18 protein-coding genes and 1 pseudogene are annotated in these 19,114 nt (G+C 70.1%); 9 read left to right on the top strand and 10 right to left on the bottom strand.

Annotated elements, in window-relative coordinates:
- Positions 1-19: 19 nt before the first annotated feature.
- A complete protein-coding gene (locus DI276_RS22220; protein ID WP_198680818.1) occupies positions 20-1,231 on the bottom strand; it encodes a vanadium-dependent haloperoxidase in 1,212 nt (403 codons plus the stop codon).
- Positions 1,232-1,402: 171 nt separating this feature from the next.
- Positions 1,403-2,077: an NUDIX hydrolase gene (locus DI276_RS22215; RefSeq protein ID WP_232836826.1), complete on the bottom strand. Its 675-nt coding sequence runs from the start codon at positions 2,075-2,077 to the stop codon at positions 1,403-1,405.
- A 15-nt stretch (positions 2,078-2,092) separates the two neighbouring features.
- On the opposite strand from DI276_RS22215, the gene DI276_RS22210 reads away from it, so the two are divergent.
- On the top strand, positions 2,093-3,610 hold the full coding sequence (locus DI276_RS22210) for a serine/threonine-protein kinase (RefSeq protein WP_112266348.1): 1,518 nt from the start codon (positions 2,093-2,095) through the stop codon (positions 3,608-3,610).
- Between the two features lie 3 nt (positions 3,611-3,613).
- Here the strand turns inward: DI276_RS22210 and DI276_RS22205 are convergent, their stop codons facing one another.
- A complete protein-coding gene (locus tag DI276_RS22205; protein WP_112266346.1) occupies positions 3,614-4,351 on the bottom strand; it encodes a D-Ala-D-Ala carboxypeptidase family metallohydrolase in 738 nt (245 codons plus the stop codon).
- A gap of 216 nt (positions 4,352-4,567) precedes the next feature.
- On the opposite strand from DI276_RS22205, the gene DI276_RS22200 reads away from it, so the two are divergent.
- A complete protein-coding gene (locus DI276_RS22200; protein ID WP_112266344.1) occupies positions 4,568-4,858 on the top strand; it encodes a DUF4342 domain-containing protein in 291 nt (96 codons plus the stop codon).
- 146 nt (positions 4,859-5,004) lie between these two features.
- Entirely contained in the window at positions 5,005-6,360 is a 1,356-nt protein-coding gene (locus tag DI276_RS22195; protein ID WP_157984868.1) for an alpha/beta fold hydrolase, read from the top strand.
- A 3-nt stretch (positions 6,361-6,363) separates the two neighbouring features.
- Here the strand turns inward: DI276_RS22195 and DI276_RS22190 are convergent, their stop codons facing one another.
- Entirely contained in the window at positions 6,364-6,843 is a 480-nt protein-coding gene (locus tag DI276_RS22190) for a MarR family winged helix-turn-helix transcriptional regulator (RefSeq protein WP_232836825.1), read from the bottom strand.
- Between the two features lie 148 nt (positions 6,844-6,991).
- Between DI276_RS22190 and DI276_RS22185 the strand changes: the two genes are divergently transcribed.
- The gene (locus DI276_RS22185) at positions 6,992-7,780 is read left to right on the top strand and encodes an NmrA/HSCARG family protein (protein ID WP_232836824.1); all 789 of its coding nucleotides are present in this window, start codon (positions 6,992-6,994) and stop codon (positions 7,778-7,780) included.
- Positions 7,737-7,931 carry a hypothetical protein gene (locus DI276_RS52270; RefSeq protein WP_232836823.1) on the top strand — a complete coding sequence of 65 codons (195 nt, stop codon included), beginning with the start codon at positions 7,737-7,739 and terminating at the stop codon, positions 7,929-7,931. The genes DI276_RS22185 and DI276_RS52270 overlap by 44 nt, the downstream gene beginning before the upstream one ends.
- A gap of 57 nt (positions 7,932-7,988) precedes the next feature.
- On the opposite strand, the gene DI276_RS22180 is transcribed toward DI276_RS52270, so the two are convergent.
- Complete coding sequence (locus DI276_RS22180; protein WP_112266340.1) at positions 7,989-10,214, bottom strand: PQQ-dependent sugar dehydrogenase; 2,226 nt, start codon at positions 10,212-10,214, stop codon at positions 7,989-7,991.
- A 241-nt stretch (positions 10,215-10,455) separates the two neighbouring features.
- A complete protein-coding gene (locus DI276_RS22175) occupies positions 10,456-11,376 on the bottom strand; it encodes an MBL fold metallo-hydrolase (RefSeq protein WP_112266338.1) in 921 nt (306 codons plus the stop codon).
- Here DI276_RS22175 and DI276_RS53275 point away from each other — a divergent pair.
- Positions 11,375-11,845 (top strand): annotated as a pseudogene (locus tag DI276_RS53275) (hypothetical protein); the annotation flags it as partial. The gene DI276_RS22175 and the pseudogene DI276_RS53275 sit on opposite strands and share 2 nt — an antisense overlap.
- A gap of 184 nt (positions 11,846-12,029) precedes the next feature.
- Here DI276_RS53275 and DI276_RS51150 read toward each other — a convergent pair.
- Both DI276_RS51150 and DI276_RS22165 read right to left on the bottom strand, forming a co-directional pair.
- Positions 12,030-12,353 carry an alpha-amylase family protein gene (locus tag DI276_RS51150; protein ID WP_198680892.1) on the bottom strand — a complete coding sequence of 108 codons (324 nt, stop codon included), beginning with the start codon at positions 12,351-12,353 and terminating at the stop codon, positions 12,030-12,032.
- Positions 12,350-14,896 carry an MGH1-like glycoside hydrolase domain-containing protein gene (locus tag DI276_RS22165; protein WP_112266336.1) on the bottom strand — a complete coding sequence of 849 codons (2,547 nt, stop codon included), beginning with the start codon at positions 14,894-14,896 and terminating at the stop codon, positions 12,350-12,352. Before DI276_RS22165 ends, DI276_RS51150 begins: the two co-directional genes overlap by 4 nt.
- Before the next feature lie 197 nt (positions 14,897-15,093).
- On the opposite strand from DI276_RS22165, the gene DI276_RS22160 reads away from it, so the two are divergent.
- Together DI276_RS22160 and DI276_RS22155 are read left to right on the top strand one after the other, a co-directional pair.
- On the top strand, positions 15,094-15,924 hold the full coding sequence (locus DI276_RS22160; RefSeq protein WP_112266334.1) for a patatin-like phospholipase family protein: 831 nt from the start codon (positions 15,094-15,096) through the stop codon (positions 15,922-15,924).
- A gap of 11 nt (positions 15,925-15,935) precedes the next feature.
- The gene (locus tag DI276_RS22155; protein WP_112266332.1) at positions 15,936-16,418 is read left to right on the top strand and encodes a hypothetical protein; all 483 of its coding nucleotides are present in this window, start codon (positions 15,936-15,938) and stop codon (positions 16,416-16,418) included.
- On the opposite strand, the gene DI276_RS22150 is transcribed toward DI276_RS22155, so the two are convergent.
- Positions 16,412-17,326: a peptidoglycan-binding protein gene (locus DI276_RS22150; protein ID WP_112266330.1), complete on the bottom strand. Its 915-nt coding sequence runs from the start codon at positions 17,324-17,326 to the stop codon at positions 16,412-16,414. The genes DI276_RS22155 and DI276_RS22150 overlap by 7 nt on opposite strands.
- Positions 17,327-17,336: 10 nt before the next feature.
- Positions 17,337-17,861, bottom strand: coding sequence for a helix-turn-helix transcriptional regulator (locus tag DI276_RS22145; protein WP_157984867.1), 525 nt, complete (start codon positions 17,859-17,861; stop codon positions 17,337-17,339).
- 97 nt (positions 17,862-17,958) lie between these two features.
- Between DI276_RS22145 and DI276_RS22140 the strand changes: the two genes are divergently transcribed.
- The coding region (locus DI276_RS22140) for an AfsR/SARP family transcriptional regulator (protein WP_198680817.1) at positions 17,959-19,114 on the top strand (1,156 nt) is incomplete at its 3' end.

Below are 19,114 nucleotides of genomic sequence, written 5' to 3'. Positions count from 1 at the left end.
CTGATCGGGTGGTGCGGGGTCAGTTGCCGCGCGGCCCGAAAGCGCGGTCGAGCGCGTCGCGAGCCACGGCGGCGCCGAGCCGGTTCCCGTCCTTGGTGGCGAACCGGTAGTGCACCCCGGCCCAGACCCTGGCATCGAGCAGTTCCGCCAGCGCCCGGGACAGGCTGTGGTACTGGCGGGTGGTGCCGGAGTCGGCGCTGTAGGCGCTGAAGGTCAGGTTGTCGCGGCCGAAGAACTTGTGCAGCGCGGCCGTCGTGGCGGTGGTGAAGCAGGCGTGGCCGGACGGATATTCCGGTGACGGTGCGTTGGTGCGCAGCGGGTTCCAGTCCTTGTCGCCAACGGTGGCCGGGTTGCCGTCGGTGTCGGCGAGCGGCACCGCTGTCACCGGACGCCAGAAGCTCCAGCGCTTCTTCTCCTGGTAGCAGGCGATGAGCGCGTCGGCGGTGATCACGTCCACCATCGCGAACATCCTGGCCGTCTGCAGGGTGCTGAGCCGGTGGGTCGTGGCGAGCTGACGCTTGATCGACCACTCCACCAGCCGCGCGTCGTCCCACCAGATCGCCGCATCGGTCTGGTCGGGCGTGCGCGTCGTGCTGGTGGCCGAGCCGAACGCCTTGAGCTCGTTGAAGTCGCGGGCCCAGGTGGCACTGGTCAACGCCGGCGGTCCAGGCGTGCGGTAGGGGCCGGGTGCGACGACGAACGGCTTCAGCGTGGCGAACCAGGCGCCGGTCTGGAGAAAGCCGGGCGGGGTCGGCCGCCACTGGCCGGGGGCGGTGCCGACGGGCCACTTGGCGTCGCCGAACGCACCGTCGTCGCGGCGGGCGTTGATCATTGCCGTCGCCGCGGCCTGGCCGACCGCGATGCCGCCGCGTTCGGAGGGACCGTCGGGAATCGCGGCGAGCGACTCCTCGTACTGCTTGCGCAAGGAGTCGGCCTGTGCGGGGAAGAGCCATTCGAGCGTGCGGTAGGCCGCGGTGGCGACGGCTGCCGGTTGCGAGTCGCCCGGCCGGCTGCGCGGGGCGACCAGGTACGGCTGGTACGGGGCGCCGGCGATCGCGTTGACCGCGTCGTACACCGCGGCCTGCGTGATGGCGAAGCTGCGCGTGCCCGCGGTGGGCGACTGCTTCGCAACCTCGTGGATGGCGTTCTGGGCGTGGAGGTTCCAGGTGATGACGGCGTTGGGTTTGGCAGGCTCGGCCTGTGCGGCGGTGGTCGTGAACGCCAGTGGCACGGTCAGCGAAAAGACGGTCAGGAGAGCAAGTCCGCGTAATTTTCCAGGCTCACGAATACGACGTGTCATGGAATTCCCCCAGTGATGGCAGTTGCCGTCGAAGTCCCAGTATCCGACCGCGGTGGAGCAAGGGCAACGAGCCTTGCCGGGTAAGCATTTACTCCGAATGCGTCAGTCGAACTCCGTTGGCAGACCGGGGTTCAGGCGGTGCGCGTTGAGCAGTTCGAGCTGGGACGGCAGCACCCGGCTGGTCGACAGCGGTGGTAGCGCGTCGAGTGCGAACCAGCCGACCTCCAACGTCTCGGTGGGGTCGAACTCGCCGTCGGCCAGCTTGCGGCACAGGAAGAAGAACTTGTAGATGTGGAACGGCATCGGTGGCGTGTGCGGGTGTTTCTCGCGGTCCAGCACGGCGACCAGCTTGACCGCTTCGACGGTGAGACCCGACTCCTCGCGGACCTCGCGGCAGACGGCTTCGGACGGGCTCTCCAGCACGTCGCCCCACCCGCCCGGCAACGTCCAGAGGCCGTCGAACCGTTCGCGCACCAGCAGAACGCGGCCGTCGTCGTCGAACACGGCGCCGCGCACGTCGACCTTGGGGGTGGCGTGGCCGAGGTCCAGGGTCACGGCCTGCCGCACGGCTTCGGCGTCGCCGTCGCTGACCAGTGCCATGAGCGTGATCGCGGCGTCGCGGACCTGGCCGAACCGCTGGCGTTCGAAGACGTTGTCGGTGTAGTGCAGTCCGGTCTGGGCGATGGCGAGCAGCGCGATCGCCTGCTGCCGCACGATTTCGGTCGTCACGTCGATCAGGTTCTGCGGTGAACGCGCGAAGTTCAAGCGATCAGCCACGTAGGCTGCTCGACGATGACGCGGGAGACGTTCGGGCCGTACCGGATCGAGCAGTTGCTCGGCCGGGGTGGGATGGGCGAGGTGCACCGGGCCTACGACACGGCGCACGACCGGTTCGTGGCGCTCAAGAGGCTGTCGCCCGGCCACCACGACGACGAGGAGTACCGCGCCCGGTTCCGCCGCGAGGCCCAGATCGTCGCCCGGCTGCGCGAGCCGCACGTCATTCCCATCCACGCCTACGGTGAGATCGACGGCCGGCTCTACCTGGACATGCGGCTGGTGGAGGGGTTCGACCTGGCGGACCTGATCCGCAGGGGGCCCGTCGAACCGGCGCGAGCCGTGCGCATCGTCGAGCAGGTGGCGAGCGCCCTGGACGCCGCACACGCCGACGGGCTCGTGCACCGCGACGTGAAGCCGTCCAACGTCCTCGTGACCTCCGGCGACTTCGTGTACCTGGTGGACTTCGGCATCGCCCGCAGCGTCTCGCCGTCCGCGACGGCCCTGACGGCGTCCGGCTCGGTGGTCGGCACGCTCGACTACATGGCGCCCGAACGGTTCGAGGGCGGCCCGGTGGACGCCCGCGCGGACATCTACGCCCTGGCGTGCGTCCTGTTCTCCTGTGTGGTCGGCCGGCCTCCGTTCGTCGCGGAGGGCGCGGAAGCTCAGATCTGGGCGCACCTCAAGGAAGTGCCGCCCAAGGCGTCGGCGCTGAACCCGGCGGTCCCGGCGGCGTTGGACGACGTGATCGCGAAGGGGATGGCCAAGAACCCCGCCGACCGCTACGCCACCGCGGGAGCGTTGGCACGGGCGGCGGCGCTGGCCATCTCGGCTCCTGTCCAGCAGACCGCCGAGACCACCCCGGTGCGCTCACGGCCGAAACGGTCCACCGAGCCGGGCACCGCGTCACCGGCCCTGATCGCCGCCGGTCTGGTGGTCGCGGCGGTGCTCGTCGTGACAGCGCTGGTCTACGGCAACGGCGACAAGACGCGCGGCGCCGGCACCACCCTGACGAGCACGACAACCACGACGACGTCCACAACGACAACCACGACGCGGTCGCCACAGGTGGCCGCGCTGCTGGCCGCGCTGCCTGCCGTCTACAAGCCCGCCGACACGTGCGTGCCCTTCACCCCGGACGGGGGCGCGGTCGCCGCCGTCCGCTGCCCCAGTCCGGGCGGGTGGGAGCCTTACTTCCCACCGCCGGACGAGGCAGACTTCCGGCTGTTCGGCGACCGCGCCACCCAGGACGCGTTCTTCCGGGCGTTGGTGACCAGCCGGGGAATCCCGCGGATGGACGACCGCGGTGGCTGCCGGCCCAAGTCGGACCCCGTCCACTACGCGCTCTACCACCGCGACACCTCCGGCCCGTTGCCCGGCGAGTTCACCACGTGCTTCCTCGCCGACGGCACCGCCCAGGTGTGGTGGGTCGACACCCGGACGCTCACCGTCGGGGTGCTGAAGCGACCGGGCGACGTCAACACTCTCGACAGTCTCGACACCTGGTGGAACCAGCGGATCCTGTCGGCGAAGTGATCGTCAGCCGGACACGCCGCAGGTCGGCGCGGACCAGAAGCGCGTGGAGCGGTGCGCGACGTGGACGTGGTCGTCGTGGCCTGCGTAACCGGGGCCGAGGATCTCGTTGAAACCGTGGTTGCGCGCCTGCCGGGCCAGCGCGCAGAAGCCCTGCGGACCGGCGCCCAGGTCGACGGCGTCGCCGTACAGGTGCCGGCTCGTGGGGGAGCCGCCGACGGCGTTGTTGCAGGCGACGCTCCGGAAGCCACCGTTGACGTCGATCGGCCGGTCGCCCATTGCGTGCCGCATGGCCTGCAGCTTCCACATGGACACCAGGGCGTTGGCCCGCGCGGTCGCCGCGGACACGTTGCCGCCCGACCAGTCGGAGTTGCAGTTGTTCAGCTCGTCGTAGGAGAAGTTGACCGGAGTGCAGTCGTTGTCCTGCAGTTCGTAGATCTTGGCGAACGTGGCGGGCCCGGCGATGCCGTCGGCGCCGAGACCGTAGGCCTGCTGGAACCGCGTCACGGCGGCCTTCGTGCCGGGGCCGAACTGCCCGTCGAGGCCGAGGACGCCGCCGTGACCGGGATAGCCGGCCACCCGGATCTGCAGCTGGCGCACGTCGTCGCCGGACGCGCCTTCCGACAGGGTGCGTCCCCAGGTGTAGCAGGCATCGGCGAGCACGGGTTCCGCCTGAGCCGCGGCAGGTGTGACCACGAACCCGAGCAACAGGGCGAGCACCGGTAAGACGAAGCGGAGTTTCACGACAGGGCACCTTCCGATCGCAGGGAGTTGCAGCGTGTCGAGTGCGCACCGGGGCTGTCAATGAGCAACCAAATGAACACCTAGTTCGGCGGAGGTGAACCACTGAGTCGCTGAGGGGGAAATCAGGTGGAGGTCGGGGGGAAACCCTGATGCCGACGGGTACCGGAGGCGGGCACTCTGGAGTCGTCAAGGGGAGATCCACAGTCGAGGAGAGTCATGACCGAACCCAAGCCCGAGGCCGCCCGTACCGCCGTCGACTCGGTGGTCAACGCCGTGCGCGGGCTGGTCAGCGAGGGCATCAACCGCCACGTCGTGGTGCGTGACAGCAAGGACGACGTGGTGCTCGAGGTGCCGGTGGCGCTCGGGGTGTTCGCGGCGCTGGCGGCGCCGGTCGCCACGACGATCGGTGCCGGTGTCGCACTGGTCAGCAAGTGCGAGATCAAGCTCGAGGACCGCCGGCAGCCGGGTAGCGAGCCCGCGACGACGGTCGAGTCCGAGCGGATCTAGTCGGGGGTCGGTGGCGCCGTCGTCAGTGTTGGCGACGGCGCCCCGCACATTGAGGTTCGATGTTCTGTTGACGGTCGTCATGGAAATGCCTAACGTCGTGCGTCGAGATCGCTCGCCTTCTCCGACGACGCAAGGGGCGCAGCACTGTGAAGACTGTCCGACGACTGCTCGCCGCCACAGTGATCACCTCGATGGCCGTGCTGGGCCTGGTGCCCACCACGGCCCAGGCCGCACCGGCGACCCGCTACGACGGGGTCCTGCCGAACGGCGCGAGCTGGATCGCTGACGTGCCCGCGAACTGGAACGGCACGCTGCTGCTCTACAGCCACGGTTACAACCCCGGCCCGGCCAACCCGCCGGTCAACAGCCCCGACCCGGCCACCGCGGAAGCCCTGCTGGCGCGCGGCTACGCGCTGGCCGGTTCCTCGTACTCCCGGCCGGGCTGGGTCGCCGACACCGCGGCCCAGGACGGGCTCGACACGCTCCAGGCCGTCACCGGGATCATCGGCAAACCTCGGCGCGCCATCGCACTCGGGACGTCGTTCGGCGGCATGGTCACCGGCCAGCTCGCCGAACGGGGGAGAGGGCGGCTCGACGGCGCCGTCGCGACCTGCGGCCTGATGGGTGGCGGGGTCGACCTGCACAACTACCAGCTGGACGGATCGCACGCGATCGCGCAGCTGCTCCTCGCGGGCGAGCAGGTCAAGCTCGTCCGGTTCGGCGACCAGGCCGAGGTCGCGGCCACGACGGGCCGGATGATCGCCGCGCTGGACCAGGCTCAGGCCAGTCCGGCCGGTCGCGCGCGGCTCGCGTTGGTCACGGCCCTCTACCAGGAGCCGTCGTGGGTCGCGGGACAGCCGAAGCCCGCGCCGGGCGACCTCGACGCGCAGGTGGCCGGCCAGGTCCAGAACCTGCGCGCGATCCTGCCGTTCATCCTGTTCGGCCGCTACGACGTGGAGCGGAGCGCGGGCGGCAACCCCAGCTGGAACAAGGGCGTGAACTACTGGCGGCAGCTCGCCGAGTCGGGCCGCCTCGCCCAGGTGGCGCGGCTGTACGGGCGGGCAGGCGCCGATCTGGGCGCCGACCTGAACCTGCTGACGCGCACGGCGACCGTGACGGCCGATCCTGCGGCGCACGACTGGATGCGCAGGACGTCCACGGTGACCGGACGGCTCGCCATGCCGGTGCTCACGTTGCACACGACCGACGACGGCCTGGTTCCGGTGCAGCACCAGGAGGAATACGCCGAAGACGTGCGCCACGGCGGTTCCACCGGACTGCATCGGCAGGCGTACACCGACCGTGCGGGGCACTGCACCTTCACGCCGGCCGAACTGGTCGCTTCGGTGGTGACGATGGAGACGCGCATCGAGACCGGTCGCTGGGACGGGCTGGCCGATCCGCGCCGGCTGCAGGCGCGCGCCGAGTCGCTCGGGCTGGGCCCGGCCGCGTTCATCGGCTTCCGGCCGGCTGAGTTCCTCGGCGACCGCTCGACGGGCTGATGGCTACGGCGTGAGCCGGATGCGGGCGACCGCCTTCGCGAGGTTCGCCTCGATCCGGCCCAGCGTCGCCAGCACGGGGGAGAGGTCGGCGGGGGTGAGGTCGCCGACGGTCGCCACCTCCAGGTCGTGCCACATCTGCTCGATCTGCCGCCGCAGCGTCTCGCTCGCGGCGGTGGTGGACACCAGGCTGGCCCGGCCGTCGGTGGGGTCGGGCACGCGTTCGACCAGACCGGCTTTTTCGAGCCGCTGCACCATCCTGGTCATGGTCGGCGAGTCGGAGTCCAGCACCTCGATCAGCTCGGTCTGCCGCGCAGGGCCCGAGTCCCACAGGTGCATCAGCAGCAGCTCCTGGCCGCGGTGCAGGCCGAGGTCGCGGAGCAGGTACCCCGCCAGCATCCGGTGCAGCCGCGCGGCCCGGAACAGCTGATGGCTGACCGGTCCGCTCGCCGCGGCTGTGGGAACCGCTCGTTCTTCTCGTGCCACGTGCTCATGCTCCACGTCCCGCGCGGGTCCGGCCTCCCCGGGCTCGGTGACCCAGGCCACAGCCCGCCTCGGGAATTCTCTGCGCAACTTACCTGTCTAACTAGGTAAGTTGCCGCGCTGGGCGGTGACACAGTTCCGGGGAGCGAAGTTGAGCGACAAGAAGATCATCGCGGTGCTGGGGGCGACGGGTGCTCAGGGCGGGGGACTGGTCGACGCCGTCCTCGCCGACCCCGACGGTCCGTTCCGGGTCCGGGCCATCACGCGCAGTGCGACCGCACCGAAGGCCGTCGCGCTCGCCGACCGCGGTGCCGAGGTCGTCGAAGCCAGCCTGGAGGACGAGGACTCGCTGTTCAAGGCCTTCGAAGGCGCGCACGGCGTTTTCGTGGTGACCAACTTCTGGGAGAGCTTCTCCGCGGACGTCGAGCTGGCCCAGGCCGCGCGCGCCGCGCGGGCCGTCAAGGCGGCCGGCGTCGCCCACGTCGTCTGGTCGACGCTGGAGGACACGCGCGGGGTCCTCGACGGGCGGGTGCCGGTGCTCCAGGAGCGCTACACGGTGCCGCACTTCGACGCCAAGGCCGAGGCGGACGAGTTCTTCCGCGCGTCGGGTGTCCCGACGACGTTCCTGCGCACCACCTTCTACTGGGACAACCTCGCCGAGCACTTCAAACCGCAGCGCGGCGAGGACGGCAAGCTCGTGCTGACACTGCCGATGGGGGAGGCCAAGCTGCCGGGCATCGCGTCCGAGGACATCGGCCGCACCGCTCACGGCGTGTTCCTCGGCGGGGGACAAGCATCAGGACAGCGTCGTGAGCATCGCCGGCGAGCACCTGACCGGCGTGGAGTACGCCGAGGCGTTCGCCGCCGCACTGGGCGAGCCGGTGTCCTACTACCCGGTGCCGCACGACCAGTTCCGGGCGCTCGGGTTGCCCGGTGGTGACGAGCTCGGCAACATGTTCCAGTTCTACACCGAGGGTGAGCGCGACTTCGTCGGCGCGCGCGACCTCGACCTCGTGCGCGCGCTCAACCCGCGGCTGAAGAACTTCCGCACGTGGCTCGACGAGCACATCGCGGAGGTGAAGTCCGCGTAGGGACTGGCGATCCACCCTGCCATTGTCCGGATCGGACAGTGGCAGGGTGGGCTCTCGTCATCGCTTCCGGTAGTAGGCGGTGTAGACGGTGTTGACCGCGGGTGCGATCAGCGTGTGGTCCTTCGCGCCTCCGTTCGACCACGAGGAGAAGAAGTAGGTCGACCGGTTGACGACCTGCGATTCGGGCGCGCTCACCGAGTTGCTGGACCCGACGATCACGGTGACGGTGAACGGCGTCGCCGTCGCGCCCTCGTTGAACCCGAACCCGGTCAGCTTGAGCCCTCCGGGGTTGGTCTTGAACGTGAGCTGCACCGTCTGCGGGTCGAGCCGCACGCTCGTTGTGGTGCTGAGCCCGCCGGAATCCGTTGCGGTCAACCGCAGTTGCAGGTGCGACGGATATTGGTGGTCAGGTGCCGCGAACTGTCCACTTGCGACACCGGAGAACGTCTGCAGGACGTGCTCGTGGCAGTCGGTCGCGCTGAAGCAGTGGTTCAGCACCAACGACCAGCTCAGCCCGGACGCGGGAATCGTGCCGTCCTGCGTGTCGGTCGCGCGGCCGGAGAAGTTGATCGCGTCACCGACCTTCCAGCGCACCGCGGCCGACGGCGAGTCGATCACCGGGCTGGGCGGGGTGTTGCCCACGGTGATCGTGACCGTCGCCGTGTGGGCGGCGCCTTGGGGATCCGTGACGCGCAACGACGCGACGAAGTTGCCGGACGACGTGTAGGTGTGGGTCGCCGTCGGCGTTGTCGCGTCGCCGAACAGACCGTCGCCGTTGAGGTCCCAGCTGTAGGCCAACGGGGAGCCTTCCGGGTCGGTCGACGCGGTGCCGCTGAAGTTCACCGTCAACGGCGCGTTGCCGGTCGTCGGGGTGGCGCTGATGCGCGCGGTCGGCGCCTGGTTCGCCGCGGTGTAGGTGATCCGGTGGATAGTCCCGTTGTCCATGTTGACGTAGAACAGGTCGCCGTTCGGCCCGATCTTCAGAGCGACCGGGTGGCCTGCGGCCGCGCCGGAGGAGTCCGCGCAGACGAAGCACCTGCGTTGCGCGGGGTCGGGCAGGCCGTTGGTGCCCGGCATCATCGCCCAGATCTCGTTGCGGCTGTGGTCGCCGAAGAACAACGCGCCGTTGTACTCGGCCGGGTAGGAACCGCCTCCGTAGAAGGCGATGCCGGTGATCGACGAGCTGCCGGTGCGGCAACCGGTGTAGTTCACCACGCACGCGCTGTGGTTGTAGGCGTAGTACGGCGCCGCGACCGAACCGGGCGTGCTGTACAGCTGCGAGCACGAGGCGAGACCGGCGCTCTGGTAACCACTTTGCGCCCCGGCACCCTCGTAGCAGGGCCAGCCGAAGTTGCGGTTGGTGGTGAGCCGGTTGATCTCCTCCCAGTTGGTCCAGCCGACGTCGCCGATCCACAGCTCGTCGCTGCCCGGCCGCTGGGTCATCCGGAACGGGTTGCGCAGGCCCCAGCCGATCACGCGCCGCGCGTTGGGGTCGGCCGAGGCCGCGAACGGGTTGTCCGGCAGGCCGGCGCCGGTGGCCGGGTCGATGCGCAGCACCGTTCCGTCCAGCGTCACCGGGCCGCTCGGGCGGCGGATGCTCTGGCTGCGCAACGCACCGCCCTGTGCGTTCGGCGGCGTGAGCGCGGTCCCGACGCCGCCCGGCGGATCGCCACACGGGTTGGCCTGGTTAAGGGGATAGTTGGCTCCGTACTGGCCGTAGTCGACGTTGGTGAAGCTCGCGCCGTCACCGCTGCTCACGTACAACGCGCCGTCGCGGCCGAACAGCAGCGTGCCGACGGAGTGGCTCGGGTACTGCTGGCACCAGTCCTGGATCAGCACCTGCTCCGCGCCGGTCGTGGTGTTGCCGCTCGCGGTCAGCCGGGACAGCCTCCCGTACACCAGACACCCGTCGGTCGTGGGACCAGGCGGGGTCGGGCAGCCGTCACCCCACCGCCCGCTCGGGTCGTAGGCGTACAGCGCGTACACGGACGGATTCGCCGGGAAAGCGGGGTGCAGCGCGAAGCCGAGCATGCCGCGGTCCCAGAAGTCGTGCACGCTCGCGGACAGGTCGGCGAACGTCGTCGGCGTGGTGTCGGCCAGGTTGTCGAAAACCCTGATGACACCGTTCTTCTGGGCCACGAACACGCGTCCGTCCGCGGCGAACTCGACGTCGATCGGGTTGGTGAGCCCGCTCAGCACCACCCGGTCCTGGAAGTTCGGCGGCAGCACCGCCGCCTGGGCGGCGGGCGGCACCACCACGATCGCGGGCGCGAGCAGAACCATTGTGAGCAGGGCTGTCCTCAGCCAAGGGCGCGGCGACATTGCGGCCCCCTTCCGGTCCGGTGCTCTGGACATCGGCGGGAGAGCAATATCGTTACGCGGCAACGGTTTGTGTTCGCGCGCTGACGTGTCGTGAGCGTCCACTCGGGACCACGTCACGAAGCCCGCCCGCTGCGCAGTGCGGGCGGGGTTCGCGGTTCGCCCGCGGAGATCCGCGCAAGGCGGAAACCGCTCGGCGTTCCACTCACACCGAACAGGCCAGCGGGCCTCCGTTGTAGGCGATGGCGTCACCGAGCGCGGCGGCGACGTTGATGTCCACCCCGTCCGCGTCGGCGTAGGCGCGGTGCAGGTTGAGCACCAGTCGTTCGGCGTCCGGCAGGTCGGCGAACTCGCCGAGGTCGGCCTCCCGCGCGGCCTCCAGCGGCGTCCAGCCCTTCTCCCGTCCCGTGACAGCGGTGTCGCGCACGAACCCGTAATAGCGCCGGTGCTCGTCCAGCACCTCGGCGAAGTCCGCACCGGGAACGATCGGCCCGTGGCCGGGCACCGCCACGGCCGGTTCGAACGCGGCGAGCCAGTCGAGCGACCGCAGCGCGCCCTCCAGCGAGCCCATCGCGATCATCGGTGTCACCCGGTGGAACACCAGATCGCCGGTGAACAGCACGCGCTCCTCCGGCAACCACGCGACCGCGTCGCCCACGGTGTGCGCGGCGTACCCGGGATGCCGCACCACGACCGGCTTCGTGCCCGCGTACAGGGTGACCTCGTCGCGGAACGACAGCGTGGGCGCGCGGACCGCGTCGACGCCCCACTCCGGCGTCGGCGACCACACCGGCGGCGTGTGGGCGAGGATGAAGTCCTGCAGGATGCCCTGCCGGGTGTGCTCGTGCGCCACGATCACGGTGGAGTTGGGCAGCAGCGCGTTGCCGTACACGTGATCACCGTGCAGATGCGTGTTCACGGCGAGGCGGACGGGCGCCCCGCCGGTGGCCGCGTCGACCGCGTCGAGGAAGAGCCTCGTGCGGCGAGCGGTCGCGCACGTGTCGACGAGCACGACTTCGCCGCCGGAGTGGACGGCGCCCGCGTTGTTGATCCACCACGTGCCGTCGGGCTGGATCCAGGCGTGCACACCGGGCGCGATTTCCTGCAGCGAGGGTTGGGAGGTCATGGCGCTCAACCTACTTGCGGCGCCGGTGGACGGGTGCGGCCGCGTTCACCGGTTCGGGCGCTCGCCGGTTTGGCCGAGCGCCGTTGGCGGAAGCCGGGATCGTGACGGCAGGACAGCGGCTGCGTGCCGTGTCGTTGGTGTGCCTGCAGTTGTTGGTCATCGGCGTGACGGTGTGGGCCGCGGGCTACGTGCTGGGACGGCTGGCCGTGGTGGTCATCCCGCTGTCCATCGCCGTGCTGCTGTCCGCGTTGCTGCGGCCGGCGGCGTTCTGGCTCACCCGGCACGGCGTGCCACGTGTCCTGGCGACGGGCCTGGTCGTGGTGCTCGCGGTCGGCGTGCTCGGCGGGTTCGTCGCGTTCGTGTTCACCTCGTGGCCGCGCGCAAGGCCGGCCTGGACGACACCGACGTGCCGGAACGCGTGGACGTCCTGCCGTTCAGCTCGGAACGGATGTTCATGGCGACCCGGCACGCCAACGACGTGGTCTACGTCAAGGGCGCGGTCGAACGGGTCCTCGCCCTCGCCGGCCGCGACCACCACGCCGAAGCCGAGGACCTGTCCGCCGCCGGTCTGCGGGTGCTCGCGATCGGCCGCGCGGCGGGCAGCGAGCTGTCCGAGGAAGCCTTGCGGGGCAACGTGGAACTGCTCGGCCTGGTCACGATGCACGACCCGGCCAGGCCACGGCGTAGCGACGCACGCAGTACGGTGAGCCCGCGACGTCTTCTGGTCGCAGATCCGGCAGCGCCTCGTGGAACGATGCCCGCGGGCCGGGATGCGCGTTCGCCATCGCGAGGCCCGGCACGCTGCGTTCCCACACGCCCATCAGCCACACCGCGTCAACGCCGGCGGGCGTGACGTCGTGCCAGGCGGACGAGGGCACGTCGCCGAGGGTGACCTCCCGTCCGGCGGCGCGGGACAGCTCGCCCAGCCACACGGCGGTGTTGAGCTCGTAGATCACGGGTTGGTCCGGCCGGCTCATCGGGCCACCTCCCGCGGCAGCAGGGCGACCAGCGCGGTCCACCCGGTCTGGTGGCTGGCGCCGATGCCCGCGCCGTTGTCGCCGTGCAGGTACTCGTAGAACAGCGGTAGATCACGCCAGTGCGGGTCCCGGTACCGCGTCTGTCCACCGTGGACCGGGCGACCGTCCACACCGGTCCGGAACGTGTCGAGCAGCCGCTCGCCGATGTCCTGCGCCACCTCGCGGAGGGTGAGGTGCCGCCCGGAGCCGGTCGGGCACTCCACGGTGAAGTCGTCGCCGAAGTACTCGTGCAGGTGCCGCAACGCCCTGATCACCAGCACGTTGATCGGCAGCCACACCGGGCCGCGCCAGTTGGAGTTGCCGCCGAACATCCCGCTGTCGGACTCCGCGGGCAGGTAGCCCACGTGGTGCTCGACGCCGTCGACGGTGAGCGTGTACGGGTGCTCGGCGTGCCACCGCGACAACGAGCGGATCCCGTGCGGCGACAGGAACTCCTGCGGGTCGAGCACGCGGGCGAGGATCCGCCGCAACCGGCTCTCGTCGAACAACGAGAACAGCACGGGCCCGGTCGCGTCGGCCTGTGCGCCGTGCCCCCACAAGGCGGCTTTGACCGCCGGATGCCGGTCGAGGAACTCGCGCATGCCGTCGATCAGTTCGGGATGCTCGCGGCGGACGTCCTGGCTGATCACCGTCGCGGCGGCGAGCGGCAGCAGTCCGACGGCGGACCGGACCTTCAACGGCGTCGAGCTGCCGTCCGGATGCCGCAGGACGTCGTGGAAGAAGCCGTCCTCCTCGTTCCACAACCCGCTGCCGACGTGGTTCGTGGCCGCCGCGATCCAGGCGAGGCTCTCCAGCAGCGTGGCGGCCTCGTCGAGCTCGCCCAGCTCGAGCGCCATCTGGACGAGGTTCTGGCAGTACAGCGCCATCCACGCGGTGCCGTCGGCCTGGTCGATCCGCCCGCCGGTGGGCAGCGGCGCGCTGCGGTCGAACACACCGATGTTGTCGAGCCCGAGGAACCCGCCCTGGAACAGGTTCCTGCCGTCCGCGTCCTTGCGGTTCAACCACCAGCCGAACGCCTTGAGCAGCGGCGGGAACACCCTTTTCAGGAACTCCTCGTCACGGTCGTACTGGTAGACGAACCACGCGGCCCACGCGTGCACCGGCGGGTTGACGTCGCCGAAGTTCCACTCGTAGGCCGGAATCTGGCCGTTCGGGTGCTGGTAGCGACGTCCCAGCAACAGCTCGATCTGCTGCTTCGCGAGCTCCGGGTCGACGATCACCAGCGGCACCGCGTGGAAGGCCAGGTCCCAGGCGGCGAACCACGGGTACTCCCACTTGTCCGGCATGGAGATGACGTCCTCGGCGACCAGGTGCCGCCAGTTCTGGTCCGCGCCGAGGGGATCGACGCCGCGCTCGGTCAGCCAGCGCTCGACGTCGAACGCGTAGTACTGCCGCGACCACAACAGCCCGGCCAGCGCCTGCCGGCACACCAGCCGTTCCTCGCTGCGGGGATCACCGCCGAGCACCTCGTCGTAGAAGTCGTCGGCCTCGTCCCGCCGTTGGCTGACGATGGCGTCGAAGTCCAGGAACGGGTCGTTCAGGCTGCTGTCGGTGAGCCGGACCCTGATCGTCGCGGCTCGTCCGGCCGGGATGCGCAACTCGTGGTGGGCCGCGGCTTTCGTGCCGACGCCGTCCTGGGCGACCGCTTGTTGATCGCTGTGGATCACCGCGCGTTCGATGCCGTCCTTGACGTGCGGGGTGACGTTGGGCGACCCGAACACCCGCTCGTTGTCGGTCTCGTTCTCGGTCACCAGGATCGGCGCGGGCGGCGCGACGTACCACCACCTGGTGCCGAGGTCCGGATGCTCGGCGCGCACGGTTCCGGGCTCGCAGGTGTGCAGCGACGGTATCCGGACATCACCCGCCCACGACCACGTGTGCCGGAACCACAGCGTCGGGAGGACGTGCAGCGTCGCGTCGTCCGGGCCGCGGTTGTGGGCAGTGACGCGCATCAGCACGTCCTCGGGCCCTGCCTTGGCGTATTCGACTTCCACGTCGAAGTAGCGGTCGTCGTCGAACACCCCGGTGTCGAGCAGCTCGTACTCGGGCTCCGTGCGGCCGCGCGCCGCGTTCGTGGCGCGCAGGTCCTCGTAGGGGAACTTCGCCTGCGGGTACTTGTAGAGCATGCGCAGGTACGAGGACGTCGGCGTGGCGTCGAGGTAGTAGTAGCACTCCTTGACGTCCTCGCCGTGGTTGCCCTCGCCGTTGGTCAGGCCGAACAGCCGTTCCTTGAGGATCGGGTCGACGCCGTTCCACAACGCGAGCGCCAGGCAGACGCGCTGCCGGTCGTCGCTGAACCCGGCCAGCCCGTCCTCGCCCCACCGGTAGGCCCGATACCTGGCCTGGTCGTGGGTGAACGACGTCCAGGCATCGCTGCTGTCGTTGCCCTCCCTGACCGTGCCCCACTGGCGTTCGCTCAGGTACGGGCCCCACTTGCGCCAGGGACCGGCGTCCTGGAGCCTCTGCTTTTCCGCGCTGACCACGTTGACCGCCTTTCGTCGCCTTGGAAATCCCAGGCTGGGGTGGGGATCGGGTGCGGCGGTTCACCCCGCGGGGATGGTTCGGTGGTGTCTGGCCACCTGGACCGGAGGAGACGGCTCCTGGCGTTCGTGGTGTGCGGGCCACCTGTGCGGAATTTGGCCCCTCGCCCCCGCGAGCGCCTTCCGGGGAGGATGAGGAGATGGCGGCCGCGTTCGTGCTCGCAGGCGGTGGGAGCTTGGGCGCGATAGAGGTCGGCATGCTGGCCGCGCTCACCGACGCCGGCGTCCACCCGGACTTCGTCGTCGGCACATCGGTGGGCGCGGCCAACGCCGTGTGGTTCGCGCTGTACCCGTCCGATGTGGACTCCCTGGCCGCACTGTGGGTTTCGTTGCGCCGCACCGATGTCTTCCCGCTCCGGCCGGTGCGCGGTGTGCTCGGTTTGCTGGGCTTTCGCGACCACCTCGTGCCGCCGTCCGGGTTGCGCCGCCTGCTGGAACGCTCGCTCGGCGAGATCGACCTGACCGGCACGGAGCTGCCGGCCCACGTCATTGCCACGGACGTGTTGTCGGGCGGGGAAGTCTTCCTGTCGAAAGGATCCGCGGTCGACGCGGTGCTGGCCTCGACCGCGATTCCGGCCGTCTTCCCGCCGGTGGTGCTCGACGGCCGCTACCTGATGGACGGCGGCGCCGTGAACAACAACCCCGTGTCGCACGCGGTCGAACGAGGTGCTGACCAGGTGTGGGTGCTGCCGACCGGTTACGCGTGTGCGTTGACGTCGCCGCCGCGCAGCGCGATCGGTATCGCCTTGCAGGCCTTGACGTTGCTGGTCAACCACCGGCTGGCGGTGGACGTCGAGCGCTATCGGGACGTGGTGGAGATGAAGGTCGTGCCGTCGCTGTGCCCGCTCGAGGTGTCGCCCGGCGACTTCAGCCGCGCCCGCGAACTGATCGACGCCGCGTTCGCGAGCACACGCGACTGGCTCGCCGGGGGCTGCCCGAGGAATTCGGTGCACCAGCACTGCGGGGCGTAGATACTGCTCGGGTGCCACGTGTCCTGGGGAAGCTCGCCGTCGTGTTGCTGCTGGCCGGCTGTGGCGCGCCCCCACCGGCCGCACCGCCCCCGTCCTCGGCGACCCCGCGTGAGTACACGTGGGACGAACGCGTGGTGTGGCCCAACGGCGACTGGCTCGTGGTGTCGGCGCCGAAGTTCCAGGACCGCGACGGAACCCCGAACCGGGTGGTGACCGTGGTCAAGGTGACGGTGTTCAACGCGCGTGACGAGGGCAGGAGAGTCGGAGACCAGGACTTCGAAGCGTCCACCGACGGGCGCAAGATCAAGCCGATCATGCCCGACGTCGACGGCAGGCCTGTTCTCTTCGAGCCGCTGAAAGCCGGCCAGAGCTACTCGTACGAGGTCGCCTTCGCCACGGCGACACTGGGCGAGCGGCTCACCGTGCAATGGCGAAGCCGCTACGCCCAGCACCAGCCGAGCCCGACGATCAGCGGCAGCACCGCGATTCAGTAGAAGCAGCCCGTGCGAGGCAGCGACGACGGCGCGGGCGGGGTGCGGCCGTCGTAGATCGCGAGCAGGAAGTTCTGCGGGCAGTAGGAGGTGCCGCTGATCTTGATCGCGATGTGCAGGTGCGGGCCCGTCGAGTTGCCGGTGTTGCCGGTGGTGCCGACGCGCTGGCCGGCCGTCACCGCCTGGCCGTGCGCGACCGACCACCCCGAGAAGTGGCAGTAGATGTAGTCGACGCCGCCCTTGGCGATCCGGATGCCGTAGCCGCAGCCGCTGGGCTGGTCGATGCGGTAGGCGGTGCCGCTGACCATCGCGTACGCCGGGACGTTGTTCACCGGCAGGTCGATGGCCGGGTAGTCGTGGTGCGGGTCGTCGTATTCGCTGCGCGGCAACGCACTGCGGGCGAGCGGCAGGCTGTGGGAGCCGCCGGAGGACGGTGTGCCGCCGATCAGGGCCTGCCACGTGTTCGGGCCGACGATGCCGTCCGCGGTCAGGCCGTGCGAGCTCTGGAACGCCACGGCCGCGTTGTGGGTGCCGGTGCCGAAGTCGCCGTCGACGACCAGGCCGTGGCCGTAGCGGTTGAGCTGGACCTGGGCCGCGCGGACGGCCTCGCTGTTGTTGCCGCGCTGCACGCTCACGATCAGCTTGGGCCAGGTCAGCGGGCCGATCTCGCCGTCGGCCGACAGGCCTGCCGACGACTGGAACTGCTTGACTGCGGCCTCGGTGCCCGAGCCGAAGTCGCCGTCGGCCGCGATGGTGTGACCGCGGTGGCGCAGCAGGTGCTGGGCGCTCTGCACGACGGCACCGGTGGCGCCGATCCGCACGTTCGGCCAGGCTGGCAACGCGGCCTGGGCAGGGCTGGCGAGTCCTATTAGGACGGAAAAGGCGAGCAAGCCCGCGACGAGGATTCTCATGTGAGGCACGCTAGGAAAGCACCGGCAGCGGGCGCCCTAGTCGCGAGACCAGTTGGGTGCGGTCGCGGCAGCCGAACTTGCGCAACAGGTTCGAGACGTGGAACTTGACCGCGCTGACGGAGATGAACATGGCGGCGGCGATCTCCGCGTTCTCCCGGCCCTCGGCCACCAACTTCAACGTCTCGCGTTCGCGCAGGGTCAACGACGTCGGCGGCGGTGATGGCAGCACGCAGGACACCAGGCGGGGCGAGACCCAGCCGCCGAACGCGTGCACGTCGTGAATCGCGCGCACGATGTCGTCCAAAGGATCGTCCGCGAGCACGAGTCCGGTGACTCCCGCCCGCAGCAAGCCCTCCACCCCGGCGCCGGAAGGCAGCACCGCGACGGTTCGCGGGCCGCCGGCCTTGGCAGCGTCGGTGACGGTCACGTCGGCGGGAGTGCCTGGGGCAGCCCACGGCAGGGCGGCGAGGCGGGAAGAGATCTTGTTCGCCAGCAGAGCGCTGTGCAGCGACAGCGCGACATGGATGGTTCGCACACGTCGAGACGGTTGGCGGACGGGCGTATTTCTTCGTATCGCCTGCGTATAACGCCTGGTCGTTGCTACGGTTCCGCCGATTCGTGGGGGAGGGCGCGTGGAGTTCCGGGTGCTCGGTCCGCTGGTCGTGCGCACCGGCGAAGGTGAGGTGCCGCTGCGGTCGGCGAAGCAGCGCATCCTGCTCGCGATGTTGCTGAGGCACGCGAACACGCCCGTGTCGCAGCACCGGCTGATCGAGGCGCTCTGGGAGGTGCCACCGGCCTCGGCGCAGGAGAACGTCCGGCTGTACGTTCACCAGCTCAAGCGGGCGCTCGGTGGCCGGATCAGCCGCACGCCGGTCGGGTACGAGCTCACCGTCGAACCCGGCGAGCTGGACTCGACCAGGTTCGACCAGTTGCTGGAGGACGGCGAGCAGGCGCTCGCGGACGGCAACCCCGCGAAGGCCGCCGATCTGCTCGCGGAGGCGCTGGGCAAGTGGCGCGGACCGGCCTACCCGGACCTGCCCGACCAGTTCGCGGCGCGGCTCGACGAGGCACGGCTGCGGGCAGCGGAAGCACGCGTCACGGCCGAGCTGGCTTTGGGCCGGCACGCCGAGGTCGTCGGGGACCTGCAGGAGCTGGCGCGGCAGCACCCGTACCGGGAACCGTTGCACGCCAAGTTGATGACCGCGCTGTACGGCGCGAACCGGCAGGCAGAGGCGCTGGAGACCTTCCGAAGAACCCGCGAGCGGCTGATCGACGACCTCGGCATCGAACCCGGCCCCGAACTGCGCGGCCTGCACGAGACGATGCTGCAGGGCCGGCCGCTCGACCAGGCCCCGCCGCCCAAGGTCGTCCGCACGGACTGCCCGTACCGCGGCCTGATGGCCTACCAACCCGAGCACCACCCGTGGTTCTTCGGCCGCGACCACCTGATCGAGCTGGTCACCCGCAGGATCGAGCGCCACCCGGTCGTCGGCGTGTTCGGTGCGTCCGGCAGCGGCAAGTCGTCGCTGCTCAGAGCGGGTGTCGTCGGCGGGCTCGACGAGACGTGGCGGCCGATCGTGATCACCCCGACCGCACGCCCGCTCGAAGCGCTGAGCAACGCGCTCGGCAAACGGCTGGACCTGAACGCGGATCCGGCGGCGTTCGACATCGCCGTGCGCAACGAGCTGGCGAACGGGCCGGACGACGTGCGCGTGTTGCTCGTGGTGGATCAGTTGGAAGAGCTGTTCACCTTGTGCGCCAACGAATGTGAGCGCTCACAATTCCTCG

It is taken from the genome of Lentzea terrae (assembly GCF_003265345.1).
Lineage (GTDB): Bacteria > Actinomycetota > Actinomycetes > Mycobacteriales > Pseudonocardiaceae > Lentzea > Lentzea terrae.
Note: the sequence above shows the minus strand (reverse complement) of the source record. Positions and strands in the feature narration are given on the sequence as shown.